This is a genomic window from Pseudomonas sp. LBUM1669 (assembly GCF_059695705.1).
The window spans coordinates 4,504,886-4,521,718 of record NZ_CP166784.1 but is presented as its reverse complement, the minus strand read 5'-3'; the positions used below and the strand labels follow the sequence as shown (position 1 = coordinate 4,521,718).

Sequence of the window (16,833 nt, the reverse complement as noted above, 5' to 3'; positions counted from 1 at the left end):
ATTGAGTTGGAAAAGGGCTTGGCTGGAAAAAAAATACTGTACGTGGCACCTCGTTTTTTTGGCTACGAGTCCGAAATCGAGGCTGAGTTGACTCGCCAAGGTGCGGACGTTTACTTTCTTCTTGATAGACCCTTTGAAAGTCCGTTTCTCAAAGCCATGACGAAAATTTACAGGGGCTCGATAATCAGTGCCGCTGATAAATATTACAAAGAAAGCGTCAGTAAATTTGAGGGTTTGAATTTCGATTACGTGTTTGTAGTCAATGGACAGACCCTGTCAAAAGCCACACTCTCATCCTGGAAAAAATTCTACCCCGAAGCGACATTTGTGTTGTATATGTGGGATTCTTTTGGTAACAGAAAATGGGCTGTAGAGAATCTTTCTTTTTTTGATCACGCGTTCACCTTTGATCAGATAGACGCTGGGGAATATAATATTAATTTCAGGCCGTTATTCTTTTCAAACGGGTTTGAAAACTCACATCGCCCCCATGTTTACGACATAAGCTTTATTGGTACGGCTCATACTGACCGATACGACGTTATATCAAAGATAGACAAAAATCTATCAGTGAGCACGAAGAAGTACTGGTATTTGTACTTGCAGGCAAAGTGGGTTTATTGGTTTTATCGCTTATCCAATAATGGTTTTCGATCCTCAAAAATCTCCGACTTCAAGTTTGAGCCGATTTCCAAGGCCGATGTTCAACGTGTGTTTGAGCAGTCTAAAATCATTCTGGATATTGAACATCCCAATCAAACAGGTCTGACCATACGAACCCTGGAGACGCTCGGGGCGAGAAAGAAATTAATAACGACCAACGCCAGTGTTAAAAATTATGATTTTTATCTCGAGAGTAACATTTGTGTTGTAGATCGCCTTAATCCAGTCGTCGACGGTAACTTCCTTGAGACGCCTTACCAAGATGTTCCAGAGGTTGTTTTTCATCGCTATCGATTGGCCGGCTGGATGGAGGAAATTATTAAGGTGGTGACTGCCAAATGAAGGTTTTGGTGACAGGGGCTGGCGGGTTCATTGGAGCTGCGCTGTGCAAAGAATTGTCTGCTCAGAATATGCAGGTTACCGCGTTAATGAGGCGCTGGCGTGACTTAGGGGCCGATGTTCAGGTTGTTTGCGGCGATTTGGCAGATGCGAAGTTTATTCAGGAGTCGGTACGAGGGATCGATGTAGTCGTTCATCTGGCTGGACGTGCACATCAAATGAAGGAAGCTGCTTCTGATCCGTTATCGGCCTATCGAGAAGTTAACCGGGATTTGACTCTTTCAGTTGCGCGTGCGGCCATAGAATCCGGTGTAAAGCGTTTTGTTTTTATGAGTTCAATAGGTGTTAATGGTGCGGATACGACTGTTGAACCCATTAGCGAAAAGTCTGCAGCGAATCCGGTAAGACAGTATGCAGTATCAAAGTTTGAGGCCGAGCAAGAGCTTTCATTATTGCTGAAGGATAAGGTGGAGCTTGTAATAATAAGGCCTCCATTAGTATATGGTGGGCATGCTCCCGGTAACTTTAATAAATTACTCCGTCTTGTAAAGCTTGGCCTGCCGTTGCCATTCGGTAAAGTAACTGCCAAAAGAAGTATGATTTCCTTGCGTAATTTGGTCAATTTTATAAACGTGGCTATGGTGCATCCGAGCGCCGCGAATCAGTTGTTTCTAGTATCAGATGGTGTCGATGTTTCTCTTCCCGAGATTTTGGAATGCATAGCTTCGGGAATGCAGCGTCAGTTAGTACTCGTCCCTGTTCCGCTGAGTGTGCTGCGTTTCGGTTCGATCCTGTTTCGCAAGGAATTGCTTTACAAACAGTTGTGTGGTTATTTTTTGATCGATTCTACCAAGGCGCAGACACTTCTGGCATGGAAAGCGCCATTTAATGTGCGAAGTGAGCTTTCGCTGGCTGCCAGAGAGTTTATGATTGCCAGCGAGTCGATCAGCGTTTCTCATTGAACGACGAGTCATGAGTCAGGTTCAGGGAGTGGGTGATGTTTTGGATGCTTGCAGCGGTTTTTTTCTCGGCGCTTGTTGCCACGTGGCTGTTACGCAAGTACGCGTTGGCCGTCAATCTGATTGATACACCGAACACCAGAAGTTCGCACACCATCCCGACTCCCAGAGGCGGTGGGGTCGCGATAGTCGTGACTTTTCTGATAGCGCTTCCCTGCCTTGGGTATTTTGGGTTATTGACTTGGGAGTGGGTATGGTCGCTGGTAATACCAGGTATTGCTGTCGCGATATTGGGTTTTATGGATGATCACGGTCATATAGCAGCTCGGTGGCGATTATTGGGTCACTTTACAAGCGCCATTGTTGCGATGTTCTTCTTGGGGGGGCTGGCACCATTAAATATTTTTGGAAGTATTGTTGATTTAGGTGTTGCAGGGGGGCTGATTGCTGTCTTTTACCTTGTATGGCTGCTCAATCTTTATAATTTTATGGATGGTATTGATGGCCTTGCTAGTATCGAGGCCATATCTGCATGTTTGGGGATGTGCCTCATATATTGGTTTATTGGTGTGCCGGAACTGATTTGGCCAACAGCAATACTGGCAATGTGTGTCGCGGGATTCCTTTTTTGGAACTTTCCTCCAGCGAAAATATTCATGGGTGATGCGGGTAGCGGCTTTCTGGGTATTACCTTGGGTATATTGTCGTTGCACGCTGCCTGGATTGCACCTCAACTATTGTGGTCATGGATTATTATTCTTGGTGTGTTTATTTGTGACGCTACATTCACATTGATACGCCGGTTACTTAGAGGCGATAAGGTGTATGAAGCCCACCGTAGTCACGGTTATCAATACGCTTCGCGCCAGTATGGTAAACACTTGCCAGTTACAATGGCGGTTTTTGCTATCAATATTTTTTGGTTACTCCCGGTTGCATTTATGGTAGGCACGCTCCAGATAAGCGGTTTGTCAGGTGTGCTTATAGCCTATGTACCGCTGGTTTTGCTTTCCTTCAAATTTAAATCTGGTGCGCTTGAACATTCCGATTAAACTAAGTCAACGCGTTGGTCGGCCCACAGGGTTGCCGTGATTGTGTGTGATAGGTGCCCTTATTCTTCAGGTGAGGGCATAAGCGAACGGTGAGTAGTGTATGGATAGTATTAGGGTTCTTCTCTTGGGGTTGCCACGTCGCCAGAAGCGATTGATTCAGGTCGGTACTGACGTGGTTCTGGTGTGGTTTGCGCTTTGGATGTCTTTCGTGGTGCGTTTGGGCATCGATGAAATGATCAACCCCGTTGAAAGGCACTTTTGGCTTTTTATGGCGGCACCGCTCGTGTCCATACCGTTGTTCATCCGATTTGGGATGTACCGCGCAGTGATGCGTTACTTCGGTAACGACGCGTTGATTGCGATCATCAAAGCTGTGAGCTTGTCAGCTCTGATTCTCGGGTTTGTCGTCTATTGGTACAGCAATCATCAAACGGTCATACCCCGTTCGATCGTTTTCAATTACTGGTGGCTGAGCCTGATTATGATCGGGGGCTTACGCCTCGCGATGCGACAGTATTTTCTAGGCGACTGGTTTACCGCCGCCCAGCACGTGCCCTTTACGAGTAGAGATAATGGGCTGACCAAGGTCGCTGTTTATGGCGCTGGTGCTGCCGGTAACCAGCTCGTCGCAGCGCTTCGCATGGGGCGCGTCATGCGTCCCGTCGCGTTTATTGACGATGACAGCAGTATCGCCGACCGTGTTATTTCCGGCTTGCACGTTTACAAGCCGAAGCATATACAGCAGATGATCGATGTCACGGGGGCTCAGGAGATTCTCTTGGCCATTCCATCATCGAATCGCGCGCGGCGAAGGGAAATTCTGGGCTTTCTTGAAGGTTTCCCGTTACACGTTCGAAGTGTCCCAGGCTTCATGGATCTGGCAAGTGGACGCGTCAAGGTTGATGACATTCAAGAGGTGGACATCGCTGACCTGCTGGGCCGTGATCCTGTGCCGGCTCAGGGAGAATTGCTTGATCACTGTGTGAAAGGCAAGGCTGTGTTAGTCACAGGAGCGGGAGGGTCCATTGGTTCCGAACTGTGTCGGCAGATACTCGCATTGCGGCCTACGACTCTTTTATTGTTTGAACACAGTGAATTCAACCTGTATTCGATCATGTCGGAACTGGAACAGCGTGTCGCGCGTGAGTCGTTATCGGTGCGGCTTCTACCCATTCTGGGGTCCGTTCGCAATCAGGGCAAGTTGCTGGATGTGATGAGAACCTGGAAGGTGGACACTGTCTATCATGCCGCGGCGTATAAACACGTACCGATGGTTGAGCACAATATTGCCGAAGGCGTTCTGAACAATGTCATAGGCACACTCAATACGGCCCAAGCGGCGTTGACTGCCGGTGTCGCGAACTTCGTCCTGATTTCGACGGACAAGGCCGTACGCCCCACCAACGTAATGGGTAGTACCAAGCGTCTAGCTGAAATGACGCTACAGGCGCTTAGTCGGGAGTTGGCGCCGGTCCTGTTTGGCGACGCCTCGAATGTTTCCAGGGTCAATAAGACCCGCTTTACAATGGTCCGTTTTGGAAATGTGCTCGGTTCTTCCGGTTCAGTAATACCGCTCTTTTATAAGCAAATAAAATCCGGGGGGCCACTCACCGTTACGCATCCCAAGATCACTCGCTATTTTATGACTATTCCGGAAGCCGCACAGTTGGTGATTCAAGCGGGTTCTCTGGGACAGGGCGGTGATGTATTTGTTTTGGATATGGGAGAGCCGGTCAAGATCGCCGAGCTAGCCGAGAAGATGATTCATTTGTCGGGTTTGAGCGTGCGCTCGGAAAAAAATGTGCATGGTGATATCTCGATAGAATTCACGGGACTGCGGCCAGGCGAAAAACTTTATGAAGAGTTGCTGATCGGCGATAACGTCGCGGCAACGCAGCATCCCATGATCATGACCGCCAGCGAGGATCTTCTACCTTGGGATGAGCTCAAAGTGAAGTTGGCAGAACTGGTAAGTGCGGTTGATCAGGACGACTACTCCCGCGTCCGTCAACTCCTACGCGAAACCGTCAGCGGCTACACCCCCGACGGCGAAATCGTCGACTGGATCTACCAGCAACGTCGACTCGAACCCTGATTGTTTCACATCCTGCAACAGACACACTTTTGACAGCTCCACTACATCGCCTAAGTTTGGAAGGCAGCTTCGGAAAAGCTGCTTTCTCAAACGATGTTATGGAGCTTCATCTATGCGTACTGGCTATTTCTACTCTCTGGTTTTTGCCCTGCTCACCAGCGCCTCTATCGCTGCAATCGCCGCGCCTGCGGCGAAGCCTGAGGCTGGCAACGCACCCTTGGTGCTGGAAGTCGCGTCAAAGGCGCAGCCTGGCAAAGTCGATCTCAATGGCGCTGATGCACCGACGCTGCAGCGTGAGCTGTCCGGTATAGGGGAAGCCAAGGCCAAGGCGATTGTTGCCTATCGTGACACTAATGGGCCGTTTTCGTCCGTAGACGAGTTGCTGGAAGTGAAGGGGATAGGCAAGGCGATCCTGGATAAGAACCGCGAGAAGCTGGAAGTGAACTAAGCTTTTAGATCAACGCCAAGAGGCCGGTCATTGACCGGCCTTTTTGCATTTTGGCGTTAAGGGTGGTGTCGTGCCTTTCATCGAAATATGAAAAATTACGACTATCATATTGCCTTTAAATTATGCCTATAATAATTTCCGTATCCGCTGAAGCGCTCAGGCGCTCATCTTCCTAACGCATCCTCCCAGGAGCACCCTCATGAATTCTGTCCAGACCCAAGGAACCGCCCTCGTCACCGGTGCTTCTTCCGGTATCGGCGCCATTTATGCCGAGCGGTTGGCGGCCCGTGGTTTTGATTTGTTGCTGGTCGCTCGCGACGAGGAACGCTTGCAGGCAGCAGCGAGCAAGTTGCGCGCCGAACATGGTGTCCAGGTCGAAGTACTCAAGGCAGACCTCACACAAAAAGATGACGTTCTGAAGATTGAACAGCGTCTGCGCAGTGATTCGAGTATCGGCTTGCTGCTCAACAACGCCGGTGTCGCAGCAGAAGGTCTGTTGGCGAATTCCGACATGGACCAGATGGAAAAGCTGATCCAGCTCAACGTCACCACCGTCACACGCCTGGCATCGGCAGCGGCCGCCGCTTTCGCCAAGGCAGGCCGAGGTTCGATCATCAACATCGCCTCGGTGGTGGCCTTGTTTCCTGAGCGATTCAACGCGACTTACAGCGCAAGCAAGGCTTATGTGTTAAGCCTGACCCAGTCGTTGAACGCGGAACTGGACGGGACCGGGGTGAAGGTCCAGGCCGTGTTGCCAGGCGTAACACGCACCGAAATCTGGGAGCGCTCCGGTATCGACGCTTCCCAGATTCCCGCGGACATGGTCATGGAAGCAGGCGAGATGGTGGACGCTGCATTGTCCGGTCTGGACCAGGGTGAGCTGATCACCATTCCATCGCTGCCGAACGCCTCCGAGTGGGACGACTTTGTAAAAGCCCGCCTGGTTATGGCGCCGAATCTTTCCAAAAGTACGGCCGCCACGCGCTACAAGTGAGGCGCCTTCAATCGGCTTGAGGTAATTGCGGTATGAGTGATCGTCGAGTGGTTGTAACGGGCATGGGCCTGGTGTCCCCGCTGGGTAGCGGTGTTGAGGTGGTTTGGGAGCGTCTGTTGGCCGGGCGCTCCGGGGTGCGTAACCTGCCTGACGACGTGGTCGCCGATCTGCCGGCCAAGGTTGGTGGCGCAGTGCTCAGCGTGGCGGAAGATCCCGAGGCGGGTTTCGACCCGGATCGGGCGACGCCGCCCAAAGAGCAGAAGAAGATGGACCGCTTCATCATGTTTGCCATGGAGGCCGCGCGCCAGGCGCTGGAGCAGGCCGGCTGGCAAGCGCAAGACGCTAACGCTCAGGAGCGCACCGCGACGATTATCGGCTCGGGCGTGGGTGGTTTCGGCGCGATTGCCGATGCGGTCCGCACCACGGATACCCGCGGTCCGCGGCGTTTGTCGCCGTTCACCATTCCTTCCTTTCTGGTCAACCTCGCGGCCGGTCATGTGTCGATCCAGCATGGTTTCAAAGGTCCGCTCGGTGCTCCGGTGACGGCGTGCGCGGCCGGGGTCCAAGCGATTGGCGACGCAGCGCGGCTGATTCGTTGCGGCGAAGCGGATATCGCCGTGTGCGGTGGCGCGGAGGCGGCAATCGATCGAGTCAGTCTCGCCGGGTTCGCGGCAGCGCGTGCCTTGTCCAGCGGTTATAACGACACCCCGGAGCGCGCCTCACGGCCGTTCGACAGTGGTCGTGATGGTTTCGTGATGGGTGAGGGCGCGGGTCTGCTGGTGATCGAATCACTGGAACATGCCCTTGCCCGTGGCGCTCACCCCTTGGCGGAACTGGTCGGATACGGCACCAGTGCCGATGCCTATCATCTGACTGCGGGCCCCGAAGATGGCAGCGGTGCGCGTCGGGCGATGTCACTGGCCCTGGCCCAGGCGGGCATTTCTGCCGCACAGGTGCAGCATCTCAACGCTCACGCCACCTCGACCCCGGTTGGCGACCTTGGAGAGTTGGCCGCCATCAAGTCATTGTTCGGTTCGGACAATAAGATTGCGGTGACGTCCACCAAGTCCGCCACCGGGCATTTGCTGGGGGCTGCCGGTGGGATTGAGGCGATCTTCACGCTGTTGGCGATCCGCGATCAAGTCGTGCCGCCCACCCTCAATTTTGAAAACCCGGACCCGGCGGCGCAAGGTGTGGACATCGTCCACGGTCAGGCGCGGCCGATGACCATCGACTACGCACTGTCCAATGGCTTCGGGTTTGGTGGGGTCAATGCCAGCGTGTTGTTCAAGCGCTGGCAGGATTAATCCTGGGGTTGTTTGAGGAACTCGCGGGTCACGTCGAGGATCCGCTGGGCCAGCTCTGGATTCTCGACACTGCGCGATAGCAGCAATGCCCCGACGAGGGCGGACATGATGAAGATGCTGCGGTCGGCGGCGGCGTCCTCGTCTTCAAGAGTGCCTTGCACTTGTTCGAGCCGTGCGTTGAGCACCGCGTCAGTGGTCGGGCTCTGCTGCCCGCGCAGGCCGAGTTCCGATGACATGGTCGGCAACGGGCAACCTTCATCGGGAGAGGTCTGGTGCCATTCGGACAAATAGGCGTCGATGAACGCTTCCAGCGGATGATCCTGGGCGAAGAGCTCGGCGCAAATCACGTCGACCTGCTCGCCTGCGGCTTGCAACGCCTTTTCCACCAACTCGTCCTTGGATTTGAAATGCGAGTAAAAGCCGCCGTGGGTTAGCCCCAGCGCTTTCATCAGCGGTTGCAGGCCGGTCGCGCCAATACCGTCACGGCGAAATCGCGCCGAGGCTTCCTTGATAATGCGTTGATGGGTTTGGGCTTTGTGGTCCTGCGAGTAACGCATCGGGTATCTCCGCAACAATGCGCCATATTAACCAATGAAAATGGGATGGTGACTGTACTTCTACTTCTAAAAAGCATGCAGATACGTCCAACTTCGTCCTGCCGCATCGATTCAGCTGGCACGAATAGTGATTACTTTTCAGCAGACGATTGTTGAACAATCACGAGGCGATGAGCATGAACAGTGGACTGTCCCTGGCCGATCACATCACATTGGAGTTGCGCGCCGACATCATTGGCGGTCGTTTGCTGCCAGGCATGGCGCTGGTGGAGAACGATCTGGTGTCTGCCTACAACGCTTCCCGCAACACCATTCGTGAAGCGTTGCACCGCCTGGGGCAGGATGGTCTGGCCCGTTATGTGCGCAACAAGGGCGTGATGGTGCGCAGACTGGGCGTTGATGATGTGCGGGACCTGTTCAATGTTCGGCGTACCCTGGAGCTGCAAGCCATCAGCGTGAGCCAGCCATTGCGCGATGACCAATCCGGCCGGATGCTCGAGGCGCTGGAGGCCACCGAGCTGGCCCGGGAGCGCGAGGACTGGCGCGCCGTCGGCACCCACAGCCTCGCGTTTCATCAGCACATCGTCGGGCTACTGCGCAGCCCATTGTTCGATGAGTTTTTCACCAACGTTGTTGCGCAACTGCGCCTGGCATTCTGCACCGCTCCCGATGAATCACGTTTTCAGGCGCCCTGGCTGGCTCGCGACCGACAGATCCATGAATTCCTCGCCGAGGGCGACAAGCGCGCCGCTGCAGACGCCATGAGCGCTTATCTCGATGACTCACAACACCTTCTGTTGCAAATGCTTGCCTCAACTCCCCATCACTGATCGAGGATTCGTGCCATGTACAAAGACTATCCGGCAGCCTATCAAGTCAGCAAAGGCTCGGCCCTGCAGGTGGACAAAGCCTTCTACGAACGGATCCGTGACACGAGGGACGGCCGCACGCTGATCGAGCAGTTCGAAGTGCCGATCCGCACCGGTCGGGCCTGGAACGTGCCAGCCGGGCACGTGTTTCGCGTGACCACGCCGGTTGGCCCGCAAGTCGGCGACTTCAATGTCTGGAACGCCAACGATCCGCGCGAGCGTTTGTGGGCGGCGCGGACCCGGCAGTTGCAAGGCGCCCATGTCAGCACCCATGACCGGCTCTGGTCTAACCTGCCTTTTTTACGGCCGCTGGTGACCATCACTGACGACAGCCTGGCCGGGTACGGCATCGACGAACATGGCGGTCGCTTGCACGATTTGCTCGGCACTCGCTGCGATCCTTATGTGAACAAAATGCTCACCGGCGAGGATTTCCATCATCACTGCCACTCCAACCTCACGCGCGCCGTGTTGCCCCATGGCCTGACCGAGTTCGACGTGCATGACGTGCTGAACATTTTCCAGTGCACGGGCCTGAACCACGACGACATGTACTTCATGAAAGCCTGTCCGGCGCAGAAGGGTGATTACCTGGAGTTCTTTGCCGAGATCGATCTGCTGTGTGCGCTGTCGACCTGTCCGGGAGGGGACCTGTCGCTGGCCATGTGGGGGCCGGATGCGCAGGATCCGCTGAGCGTCTGTCGTCCGCTGGGAGTGGAAATTTATCGGTTGGAGGATTCGTTGCTCGAGGGCTGGAGCCAGCCGGAACGTGCCGCGTACAAAGGGCTGCATGGCCTGCACATTGCCAAGGCCGACTGGGAGAATTAGAAACGAAAAACCCTGTCATTCAATCAGAGTGACAGGGTTTTTCTGTTAGCGGTCCTGCGCATCCTTGGCGTCCGCTTCCGCGTTGCGTTCAGCGACGCGCTTACGTTGCTCTTCGGTGAGGTCGACCTTGTTGGCGGTGTCACGCAGCATCATCAAACCACCAACGATCGAGCCGATTGCAACGACCAGAATCAACCAGGCATACCAGGGCATAAGGCTCTCCTTGAGGGCAGGCCGATGGGCGGGTTTCGCCAATCGATCGTGCATACCACTTTGAGCGACTTCATCTCGCAGTGGTTCCATTCTATGCCGCATAGGACAGCAACACGGCGACTGATTACAGCCCGGTCAGCATCGCGTCCGCCGGCGCATCCGCGCGCAACTGCGCGGTGAGCATGAAGTACACGAACCCCACTGCCATGAAACCGAGGAAGATCAACCCGATCAACGTATTGAACCAGGCCATGGCTACCAGGCACACCACCGCCAGGATCAGCGCAATCATCGGCACCAATGGGTAGCAGGGCGCGCGGAAGGTGCGCTCCAGGTTCGGTTCGGTTTTACGCAACTTGAACAGGCTGAGCATGCTCATGATGTACATCACGATTGCGCCGAACACCGCCATGGTGATCATCGCCGCGGTCAGCGTCATGCCACCGAGGTTGATCAGGCCGTCGCTATAAATCGCTGCGATACCGATCACGCCGCCAGCAATGATCGCCCGATGGGGTGTCTGGAAGCGCGACAGTTTGGCCAGTGATGCCGGTAGGTAACCCGCGCGGGCGAGGGCGAAGAACTGCCGCGAGTAGCCGAGAATGATCCCGTGGAAACTCGCCACCAGGCCGAACAAGCCGATCCATACCAGCATGTGCAACCAACCCGAGCTTTCGCCGACCACGGTCTTCATGGCTTGTGGCAACGGGTCGTTGATGTTCGACAGGGTGCGCCAGTCACCGACGCCGCCGGCAAAGAACATCACGCCCATGGCCAGCAATACCAGGGTCAGAATGCCGCTGATGTAGGCCTTGGGAATCGTGCGTTTCGGGTCCTTGGCTTCTTCGGCGGCCATGGCGGCGCCTTCGATGGCGAGGAAGAACCAGATCGCAAATGGAATCGCCGCAAACATCCCGGCAATCGCCGGGGCACCGAAGACATCGCTGCCGGCCCAGCCATTCAACGCGAAGTTGCTGAAGCTGAAGGCCGGCGCGACCACGCCCATGAACACCAGCAGTTCGGCCACGGCGAGTACGCAGACTACCAACTCGAATGTGGCCGCGAGTTTTACCCCGAGGATGTTCAGGCCCATGAACACAATGTAGGCGCCGACTGCCGCGTGTTTCGGGTCGAGTGCGGGAAACTGCACGTTGAGGTAGGCGCCGATTGCCAAAGCAATGGCCGGCGGGGCGAAGACGAACTCGATCAGCGTCGCCAATCCTGCGATCAATCCACCTTTTTCACCAAAGGCCCGGCGACTGTAGGCAAAGGGACCGCCGGCGTGGGGAATCGCCGTGGTCAATTCGGTGAAACTGAAGATGAAACAGGTGTACATCGTGGCGACCATGAACGAGGTCACCAGAAAGCCCAATGTGCCCGCGACGCCCCAGCCGTAACTCCAGCCAAAGTACTCACCGGAAATCACCAGCCCGACGGCAATGCCCCACAAGTGCAACGTGCCCAGCGTGGGTTTGAGTTGTGTGTTCATGCGTTTGCTCCCTGAACGGTTTGAAAAGCGTCGGGGGAGGGCGTTTGCAGTGGGCGTGCCAGTGTTGTGATAGCAGTCGTAAAGCGTAAAAAGGTGTCGTATCGGGGATGCTCGCTGCTGGACGGTTGATTTTTGTGCGCCAGTTGGGGGCGTAGTTGCCTGTGACGCCGTCTTCGCGGGCAAGCCTCGCTCCTACAGGATTCGCGGCGCTCGAGACCTTGTAGGAGCGAGGCTTGCCCGCGAAAGGGCCAGTCCAGACAACACTGTAACGCCGGCATAAACCCACTCTTTACGCATTCTTTATGCCCCGCCACACCCCTCGATCTCGTTCCTTTACAGCCTCCCTGCCGACAATGACTCCACACGCGGCAATACGCCGTAACACGGAGAACTTCCATGAGCGTTCTGGATGGGGTGTCACTGCTTTTGGCAGTGGGGCTGTTCATTTATCTGTTGGTTGCGCTGTTGCGCGCGGACCGGAACTAGGAGCGGCTATGCACAGTTATGACTATTGGCTGATCCTGGCCTTCTTTGCCTTGGTGCTGATCCCGGCACCGTTTCTTGGGCGGTTCTACTACAAGGTAATGGAAGGTCAACGCACCTGGCTTTCACCGATCCTGGGACCGGTCGAGCGTGGGTGTTATCGGGTGGCGGGCGTTGATCCGCAGGCCGAACAGAGCTGGCAGAAATACACCCTGGCCTTGCTCGCCTTCAACCTCGCGGGTTTCTTGCTGTTGTTCGCGATCCTGTTGTTCCAGGATCACCTGCCGCTTAACCCGCAAAACCTGCCGGGCCAGGAGTGGACGCTGGCGTTCAACACCGCCATCAGTTTCATGACCAACACCAACTGGCAGGCCTACAGCGGTGAAGCCTCGCTGAGCTACCTGAGTCAGATGGTCGGCCTCACTGTGCAGAACTTCGTCAGCGCCGCTACCGGCCTCGCCGTGCTGGTTGCCCTGTGTCGCGGTATTGGTCGCAAGTCGAGCAAGACCCTCGGCAACTTCTGGGTCGACATGACTCGCGCCACCCTCTACGGCCTGTTGCCGCTGTGCCTGCTGCTGGCGCTGTACCTGGTCTGGCAGGGCGTGCCGCAAACTTTCGCGCAGTACGTGAATGCCGTGACGATGCAAGGCGTCGATCAGGTGATTCCACTGGGCCCGGCTGCCAGCCAGATTGCGATCAAGCAACTGGGCACCAACGGCGGTGGCTTCTTCGGCGTCAACTCGGCGCATCCGTTCGAGAACCCGACAGCGTGGAGCAACCTGTTCGAAGTCGGCTCGATCATCCTGATCCCGGTGGCGCTGGTGTTCACCTTCGGCCACTACGTGAAAGACCTGCGTCAGAGCCGCGCGATCATCGCCTGCATGCTGGCGCTGTTCCTGATCGGTGGCGCGACCTCGTTGTGGGCCGAGTACCAACCGAACCCGACGCTGAACAACGTCGCCGTCGAGCAGACCGCGCCGCTGGAAGGCAAGGAAGCACGCTTCGGCACCACCGCCACCGTGCTGTGGTCGGTGACCACTACTGCGGCATCCAACGGTTCGGTCAACGGCATGCACGACAGCCTTAACCCGCTCAGTGGCATGGTCGCGCTGGTCAACATGATGGTCGGCGAAGTGATCTTCGGCGGCGTCGGCGCCGGGCTCTACGGCATGTTGCTCAACGTGTTGATCGCGGTGTTCCTTGCCGGCCTGATGATCGGCCGCACACCGGAATACCTCGGCAAAAAACTGCAAGCGAAAGAAGTGCAACTGTTGGTGGTGACCTTGCTGGTGATGCCGGTCGGCGTGCTGGTACTTGGCGCGATTGCCGCGAGCCTGCCCGGCCCGGTAGCGGCGGTGAGTAACCCAGGAGCCCACGGTTTCAGCCAGTTGCTATACGCCTACACCTCGGCCAGTGCCAACAACGGTTCGGCGTTCGGCGGCTTCGGCGCCAACACAGCGTTCCACAACCTGATGCTGGGTCTCGGCATGTTGATCGGTCGCTTCGGTTACATCCTCCCGGTACTGGCGTTGGCCGGCAGCCTGGCGATGAAGAAAACCGCACCGATCGGCCAGAACAGCTTCCCGACCCATGGCGCGCTGTTCGTGACCTTGCTGACCGTGACCATTTTGCTGGTGGGTGGCCTGACCTTTCTGCCGACCCTGGCGCTGGGCCCAATCGCTGAACACCTGAGCATGGGCTTCTAAGGAGTCAATGATGAATATGCCCGTAACTAAAACCGCCACCGTCAAGGCGCCGGAACAACCGAAAACCGCGATCTCGGCCCTATGGCGCCCGGCGCTGGTGCAAGCCTTCGTCAAGCTCGACCCACGGCAATTGCAACGCGCGCCGGTGATGCTGGTGGTCGAACTGACCGCGATCCTGACCACCGTGTTGTGCTTCATTCCCGACAGCGCCGTGCCGACCTTTGTCGCAGCGCAAATCGCCCTGTGGTTGTGGTTTACCGTGCTCTTCGCCAACTTCGCCGAAGCCCTGGCCGAAGGTCGCGGCAAGGCTCGCGCCGACAGCCTCAAGGCCGGCAGCGAAGGGCTGAGTGCTCGTCGCAAAACTTCCAATGGCACCTTTCAAGTGGTGCCGGCCACCAGCCTGCGCAAGGACGATGTGGTGCGCGTCGAAGCCGGGGAAATGATTCCCGGTGACGGCGAGGTGATCGAAGGTATCGCCGCGGTCAACGAAGCAGCGATTACCGGTGAATCCGCGCCGGTGATTCGCGAATCCGGGGGCGACCGTTCGGCCGTCACCGGCAACACCCGCCTGGTGTCCGACTGGCTGTTGGTGCGCATCACCGCCAACCCGGGCGAGTCGACACTGGACCGCATGATCGCCCTGGTCGAAGGCGCCAAACGCCAGAAAACCCCGAACGAAGTGGCGCTCGACATCTTGCTGATCGGCCTGACGCTGATCTTCCTGCTGGTGGTCGTCACCCTGCAACCGTTCGCCCACTTCGCCAACGGCAGCTTGCCGCTGGTGTTCCTGGTGGCGTTATTGGTCACGCTGATTCCGACCACCATTGGCGGTTTGTTGTCCGCCATCGGTATCGCCGGGATGGACCGTCTGGTGCGTCTGAACGTCATTGCCAAATCCGGTCGCGCCGTGGAAGCGGCGGGGGACGTACACGTCCTGCTGCTGGACAAGACCGGCACCATCACCTTCGGTAACCGTCGTTGCACCGCGGTTTACGCGGCACCTGGCGTCACCGCCAAGGAGCTGGCCGAGGGGGCATTGTTCGCCTCGCTGGCCGATGATACGGCCGAAGGCAAATCCATCGTTGAGTACCTGCGTGGTCTGCATCCGCAGCCTGAGCCAAGCGCCGAGCTGCTGACTGCCGTACCGTTCAGTGCTGAAACTCGTCTGTCCGGTGTCGACTATCAGGGCCGCGTGTATCGCAAGGGCGCAGTGGATTCGCTGCTGGCCTTCGTTGGTATGAAGCGCGCCGATCTGGCTGCATCTTTGTCCCGTGAAATCGACAAGATCGCCCAGAGCGGCGGCACCCCGTTGCTGGTCTGTGCCGACGGTAAATTGCTCGGCGCGATTCACCTCAAGGACGTGGTCAAGCCCGGCATTCGCGAGCGTTTCGCCGAACTGCGCAAACTGGGCATCCGCACGGTCATGGTGACCGGCGACAACCCGCTGACCGCCGCTGCCATTGCCGCCGAAGCGGGCGTCGATGACGTGCTGGCCGAGGCCACGCCAGAGAAAAAACTGGCGCGCATTCGCCACGAACAGAACGACGGTCGACTGGTTGCCATGTGCGGCGACGGCGCCAACGATGCTCCGGCCCTGGCCCAGGCTGACGTCGGCATGGCGATGAACGACGGCACGCAAGCCGCGCGCGAGGCGGCGAACATGGTCGACCTCGACAGCGACCCGACCAAGCTGCTGGATGTGGTGCAAATCGGTAAGGAATTGCTGGTGACCCGTGGTGCGCTGACGACGTTTTCCATCGCCAACGACGTGGCCAAATACTTCGCGATCCTGCCGGCGCTGTTTGCCTCGATCTACCCGCAATTGGGCGTGCTGAACGTCATGCATCTGGCCAGTCCGCAGAGCGCGATTCTGTCGGCGATTGTGTTCAACGCCTTGATCATTGTGGTGCTGATTCCACTGGCATTGCGCGGCGTGCGCGTGCAGGCGGCGAGTGCGGCGGCGTTGCTGCGACGCAATTTGCTGATCTACGGATTGGGCGGGATTCTGGTGCCGTTCGTGGGGATCAAGGCGATCGACATGCTGTTGACGGCGTTGCATTTGGTTTAACGGTTGATGGGTAGGTGGGAGCCGCTTTTTGTGGCGAGGGAGCTTGCTCCCGCTGGGCTGCGAAGCAGCCCAATCCCCGCCACCGTATTTGTTCAGGCACACCGCGTTCGCCGGGTTGACGGCTGTTTCGCAGCCCAGCGGGAGCAAGCTCCCTCGCCACAGGTGATGTGTGTGTCTTCACAGTGATGTCCGAATTCGAGGATTTTGAAATGTCCACAATGATACGTCCGGCCTTGAGCCTGCTCGTGCTGATGACCCTGATTACTGGCGTCGCTTACCCTTTGGTCGTCACCGGCGTTGCCCAGGTCGCGTTCCCCGATCAAGCCAATGGCAGTCTGGTCCACGATGCCGATGGCAAGGTCCGCGGCTCGTCGCTGATCGCCCAGGATTTCGTCGGCGATGCCTGGTTCCACCCACGGCCATCGGCGGGTGCGTTTGCCACCGTGGCGAGCGGTGCCAGCAACCTCTCGCCGAGCAACCCGTCGCTCGCGACTCGCGTGATTGACGATGCCAACAAACTGCTGGTGCCCGGTCAGGGGCCAGTGCCCTTGGCGATGGTGACCACCTCCGGCAGCGGTATCGATCCACACTTGCCACCGGCAGCGATTGCCTATCAACTGGGGCGTGTTGCGGCGGCGCGCAATCTGCCGGTGTCTACGCTTCAGCAATTGATGAATGCGCACATTGAGCAGCCATTGGTGGGGCCGCCGGTGGTGAATGTGCTGGCGCTAAACATCGCGCTGGAAAACCTGTAGAAGATGAT

Annotated in this window: 16 protein-coding genes; 13 read left to right on the top strand and 3 right to left on the bottom strand. The window is 56.8% G+C overall.

Going from position 1 to position 16,833, the window contains the following annotated elements:
* Positions 1-6 precede the first annotated feature (6 nt).
* From ACA051_RS20910 to fabF, 7 genes are all read left to right on the top strand, one after another.
* Positions 7-1,005, top strand: coding sequence for a WaaS/CpsH family glycosyltransferase (locus tag ACA051_RS20910; RefSeq protein WP_497371731.1), 999 nt, complete (start codon positions 7-9; stop codon positions 1,003-1,005).
* The gene (locus ACA051_RS20905; RefSeq protein ID WP_497371729.1) at positions 1,002-1,964 is read left to right on the top strand and encodes an NAD-dependent epimerase/dehydratase family protein; all 963 of its coding nucleotides are present in this window, start codon (positions 1,002-1,004) and stop codon (positions 1,962-1,964) included. The genes ACA051_RS20910 and ACA051_RS20905 overlap by 4 nt, the downstream gene beginning before the upstream one ends.
* Before the next feature lie 35 nt (positions 1,965-1,999).
* The gene (locus ACA051_RS20900) at positions 2,000-3,013 is read left to right on the top strand and encodes an MraY family glycosyltransferase (RefSeq protein ID WP_497371727.1); all 1,014 of its coding nucleotides are present in this window, start codon (positions 2,000-2,002) and stop codon (positions 3,011-3,013) included.
* 100 nt (positions 3,014-3,113) lie between these two features.
* Positions 3,114-5,108, top strand: coding sequence for a polysaccharide biosynthesis protein (locus ACA051_RS20895; RefSeq protein ID WP_497371725.1), 1,995 nt, complete (start codon positions 3,114-3,116; stop codon positions 5,106-5,108).
* A gap of 112 nt (positions 5,109-5,220) precedes the next feature.
* Positions 5,221-5,556, top strand: coding sequence for a ComEA family DNA-binding protein (locus ACA051_RS20890; protein ID WP_497304408.1), 336 nt, complete (start codon positions 5,221-5,223; stop codon positions 5,554-5,556).
* Positions 5,557-5,755: 199 nt separating this feature from the next.
* Complete coding sequence (locus tag ACA051_RS20885; protein ID WP_497371723.1) at positions 5,756-6,550, top strand: SDR family NAD(P)-dependent oxidoreductase; 795 nt, start codon at positions 5,756-5,758, stop codon at positions 6,548-6,550.
* 32 nt (positions 6,551-6,582) lie between these two features.
* Entirely contained in the window at positions 6,583-7,857 is a 1,275-nt protein-coding gene (fabF, locus tag ACA051_RS20880; RefSeq protein ID WP_497371721.1) for a beta-ketoacyl-ACP synthase II, read from the top strand.
* On the opposite strand, the gene ACA051_RS20875 is transcribed toward fabF, so the two are convergent.
* A complete protein-coding gene (locus ACA051_RS20875; RefSeq protein WP_497371719.1) occupies positions 7,854-8,414 on the bottom strand; it encodes a TetR/AcrR family transcriptional regulator in 561 nt (186 codons plus the stop codon). The genes fabF and ACA051_RS20875 overlap by 4 nt on opposite strands.
* Before the next feature lie 176 nt (positions 8,415-8,590).
* Between ACA051_RS20875 and ACA051_RS20870 the strand changes: the two genes are divergently transcribed.
* Together ACA051_RS20870 and ACA051_RS20865 are read left to right on the top strand one after the other, a co-directional pair.
* A complete protein-coding gene (locus ACA051_RS20870; RefSeq protein WP_497304401.1) occupies positions 8,591-9,244 on the top strand; it encodes a GntR family transcriptional regulator in 654 nt (217 codons plus the stop codon).
* A gap of 15 nt (positions 9,245-9,259) precedes the next feature.
* Positions 9,260-10,111, top strand: coding sequence for an urea carboxylase-associated family protein (locus tag ACA051_RS20865; protein ID WP_497304400.1), 852 nt, complete (start codon positions 9,260-9,262; stop codon positions 10,109-10,111).
* A gap of 45 nt (positions 10,112-10,156) precedes the next feature.
* On the opposite strand, the gene ACA051_RS20860 is transcribed toward ACA051_RS20865, so the two are convergent.
* Together ACA051_RS20860 and eat are read right to left on the bottom strand one after the other, a co-directional pair.
* On the bottom strand, positions 10,157-10,324 hold the full coding sequence (locus tag ACA051_RS20860; RefSeq protein WP_094468421.1) for a DUF2897 family protein: 168 nt from the start codon (positions 10,322-10,324) through the stop codon (positions 10,157-10,159).
* Between the two features lie 124 nt (positions 10,325-10,448).
* Positions 10,449-11,813 (bottom strand): ethanolamine permease, encoded by a 1,365-nt coding sequence (gene eat, locus ACA051_RS20855; RefSeq protein WP_311098899.1) that lies wholly within the window; start codon positions 11,811-11,813, stop codon positions 10,449-10,451.
* A 396-nt stretch (positions 11,814-12,209) separates the two neighbouring features.
* On the opposite strand from eat, the gene kdpF reads away from it, so the two are divergent.
* From kdpF to kdpC, 4 genes are all read left to right on the top strand, one after another.
* Positions 12,210-12,299, top strand: a complete 90-nt coding sequence (gene kdpF / locus ACA051_RS20850; protein WP_007899818.1) for a K(+)-transporting ATPase subunit F — start codon at positions 12,210-12,212, stop codon at positions 12,297-12,299.
* A gap of 8 nt (positions 12,300-12,307) precedes the next feature.
* Positions 12,308-14,002, top strand: a complete 1,695-nt coding sequence (kdpA, locus tag ACA051_RS20845; protein ID WP_497304398.1) for a potassium-transporting ATPase subunit KdpA — start codon at positions 12,308-12,310, stop codon at positions 14,000-14,002.
* A gap of 10 nt (positions 14,003-14,012) precedes the next feature.
* The gene (gene kdpB / locus ACA051_RS20840) at positions 14,013-16,070 is read left to right on the top strand and encodes a potassium-transporting ATPase subunit KdpB (RefSeq protein WP_497304396.1); all 2,058 of its coding nucleotides are present in this window, start codon (positions 14,013-14,015) and stop codon (positions 16,068-16,070) included.
* A gap of 209 nt (positions 16,071-16,279) precedes the next feature.
* Positions 16,280-16,825 (top strand): potassium-transporting ATPase subunit KdpC, encoded by a 546-nt coding sequence (kdpC, locus tag ACA051_RS20835; RefSeq protein WP_497371717.1) that lies wholly within the window; start codon positions 16,280-16,282, stop codon positions 16,823-16,825.
* The last annotated feature ends 8 nt before the right edge of the window (positions 16,826-16,833 follow it).

Excerpts from the sequence above, each read along its gene's own strand:
- ACA051_RS20905 (WP_497371729.1), top strand. The coding sequence starts at position 1,002 with ATGAAGGTTTTGGTGACAGGGGCTGGCGGGTTCATTGGAGCTGCGCTG.
- ACA051_RS20900 (WP_497371727.1), top strand. The coding sequence starts at position 2,000 with ATGTTTTGGATGCTTGCAGCGGTTTTTTTCTCGGCGCTTGTTGCCACG.
- ACA051_RS20895 (WP_497371725.1), top strand. The coding sequence starts at position 3,114 with ATGGATAGTATTAGGGTTCTTCTCTTGGGGTTGCCACGTCGCCAGAAG.
- ACA051_RS20890 (WP_497304408.1), top strand. The coding sequence starts at position 5,221 with ATGCGTACTGGCTATTTCTACTCTCTGGTTTTTGCCCTGCTCACCAGC.
- ACA051_RS20885 (WP_497371723.1), top strand. The coding sequence starts at position 5,756 with ATGAATTCTGTCCAGACCCAAGGAACCGCCCTCGTCACCGGTGCTTCT.
- fabF (WP_497371721.1), top strand. The coding sequence starts at position 6,583 with ATGAGTGATCGTCGAGTGGTTGTAACGGGCATGGGCCTGGTGTCCCCG.
- ACA051_RS20875 (WP_497371719.1), bottom strand. The coding sequence starts at position 8,414 with ATGCGTTACTCGCAGGACCACAAAGCCCAAACCCATCAACGCATTATC.
- ACA051_RS20870 (WP_497304401.1), top strand. The coding sequence starts at position 8,591 with ATGAACAGTGGACTGTCCCTGGCCGATCACATCACATTGGAGTTGCGC.
- ACA051_RS20865 (WP_497304400.1), top strand. The coding sequence starts at position 9,260 with ATGTACAAAGACTATCCGGCAGCCTATCAAGTCAGCAAAGGCTCGGCC.
- ACA051_RS20860 (WP_094468421.1), bottom strand. The coding sequence starts at position 10,324 with ATGCCCTGGTATGCCTGGTTGATTCTGGTCGTTGCAATCGGCTCGATC.
- eat (WP_311098899.1), bottom strand. The coding sequence starts at position 11,813 with ATGAACACACAACTCAAACCCACGCTGGGCACGTTGCACTTGTGGGGC.
- kdpF (WP_007899818.1), top strand. The coding sequence starts at position 12,210 with ATGAGCGTTCTGGATGGGGTGTCACTGCTTTTGGCAGTGGGGCTGTTC.
- kdpA (WP_497304398.1), top strand. The coding sequence starts at position 12,308 with ATGCACAGTTATGACTATTGGCTGATCCTGGCCTTCTTTGCCTTGGTG.
- kdpB (WP_497304396.1), top strand. The coding sequence starts at position 14,013 with ATGAATATGCCCGTAACTAAAACCGCCACCGTCAAGGCGCCGGAACAA.
- kdpC (WP_497371717.1), top strand. The coding sequence starts at position 16,280 with ATGTCCACAATGATACGTCCGGCCTTGAGCCTGCTCGTGCTGATGACC.